The sequence below is a fragment of the Streptomyces sp. NPDC056160 genome, assembly GCF_042268205.1.
In the GTDB taxonomy this organism is placed as follows: domain Bacteria; phylum Actinomycetota; class Actinomycetes; order Streptomycetales; family Streptomycetaceae; genus Streptomyces.
Genome location: NZ_JBHJUW010000336.1, coordinates 1 through 1,699, shown reverse-complemented (window position 1 = coordinate 1,699; position 1,699 = coordinate 1). Strand labels below are relative to the sequence as shown.

Annotated in this window: 2 protein-coding genes; both read left to right on the top strand. The window is 71.3% G+C overall.

All coding sequences use genetic code 11. The annotated features are described in order from the left end of the window. Nucleotides 1-323 (top strand): DUF1304 domain-containing protein (locus ACFC02_RS42550; RefSeq protein WP_376368404.1); only part of this gene is annotated, 323 nt, incomplete at its 5' end. 154 nt (nucleotides 324-477) lie between these two features. Further along, on the top strand, nucleotides 478-1,647 hold the full coding sequence (locus tag ACFC02_RS42545; RefSeq protein ID WP_376368402.1) for an alpha/beta fold hydrolase: 1,170 nt from the start codon (nucleotides 478-480) through the stop codon (nucleotides 1,645-1,647). The last annotated feature ends 52 nt before the right edge of the window (nucleotides 1,648-1,699 follow it).

Sequence of the window (1,699 nt, the reverse complement as noted above, 5' to 3'; positions counted from 1 at the left end):
GTTCCGCAACGCTACAAACCAGCGCCTACGCACACGCTGCGTCACCACCCGCCGAGCCCGCGGACACCTCCGCACCGCTCAACTTTGAAGACCCGACAAAGGCGCTCGCGGCCAACCAGGGGCTGTACAACGGGTTCCTCGCCGCCGGGCTGGTGTGGGGCGCCGTGGCGTCCGGCCCAGCGGGGTTCCAGGCGAAGGTGTTCTTCCTGATGTGTGTGGCCGTGGCCGGTGTGTACGGCGCCGCCACGGCCGTCCGGAAGATCCTCTTCGTGCAGACCGTTCCGGCACTGACCGGTCTGGCGCTGGTGCTGGCCGCCCGCTGAGCGGGGCCCGAGAGCGCGCACTGATACGAGACGGATACCTGACCGAGCGCTGGCCGATGGCGGCTCGCGCGGCGGTCGCGGCCCGGGATCCCGAGAGTGGTGGCCGCCGTACGTGCCCGTGCGGCGTACCCGGGTCCCGGAGGTCGTCCCACCCATGTCATCCGCCACTGTTCCCCCGGCGCGCCAAAGACGCGCCCTGCGCGGCGGCGCCCTGGCCGCCTCGGCCCTCGCACTGACCGGTTTGCTGCTGCCCACGGCGTCCGCCGCGCCGGGGACCGGGCAACGCCTGGACTGGCGCCTGTGCTCGTCGGTCGCCGAGGACTGGCCCGTACCGGGTGACAGACGGACCGAGTGCGCGGAGCTGACCGTCCCGTTGGACTACGCGAAACCGCGGGGCCGCACCATCACCGTCGCGGTGAGCCGGATCAGGGCCACCGGACCGCACCCGGAGGAACCGCTGGTGTTCGGTGCCGGCGGCCCCGGGACGGCGAACGCGGCGACGCTGCCGGGCCTTCTCAGCTCCGGGCTGGGGACGCTCAACATCGAGCACGACCTCATCGGCATGGACGAGCGCGGCACCGGCTACAGCCCGGAGATCTCGTGCGACTTCCGCGGGGGAGCGGAGCCGCCGGTGACCGCGAGCCAGAAGGAACGGGCCGAGACCGCCTTCGACGACCAGGCCGAGTTCAACCGGCGGTGCACGGCGGTCGATCCGGAATTCGTGCGCGGGCTCACCCCGGAGAACATCGCGCGGGACATCGACTCCCTGCGGGACGCGCTCGGTGCCGAGAAGATCGACTTCTTCGGAGAGTCCTTCGACACGGCGACCGGCCTGGCCTACCGGTCCCTCTTCGACGACCGGGTCAAGCGCATGTGGCTGGACTCCTCGATGCCGCCGGTGTTCGACCACTCCGCCATGGACGGCACCATCGAGGCCCTCGCCGAGCGCAACTTCGCGGACTACACCCGGTGGCTTGCGGAGCACGACTACGAATACCATCTGGGCACCCGCAAGGCCGCCGTCGCGGCCAGGCTCACCGCCCTGCGCGCGGAACTGGACCGCGAACCCCGCATCGCCGGCGGCCTGCGCCTGGACGGCGAGTGGGCGGCCGGTCTCCTCGGCAGCACCCCCGACGCGTGGGTGACGGCGGCGAACGACCTGGTCACCGTGATCGACGGCGGCATCCCCGGCTCCGCCCGCAGCGCCACGAAGACCGTCCGGCGCCGGTACGGTCTCGGCGACCCGCTCGACGGACTGAACGCCCTGCAGTACAACGCCATGGATGGTGTCCTGCCGAGTGGTGTAGCAGCGATCTCCGCGTAGCCCCTGGTCAAGAGGCAGCCATCGCGCAACTCTCCGAGTGGAGAAGCTCGTT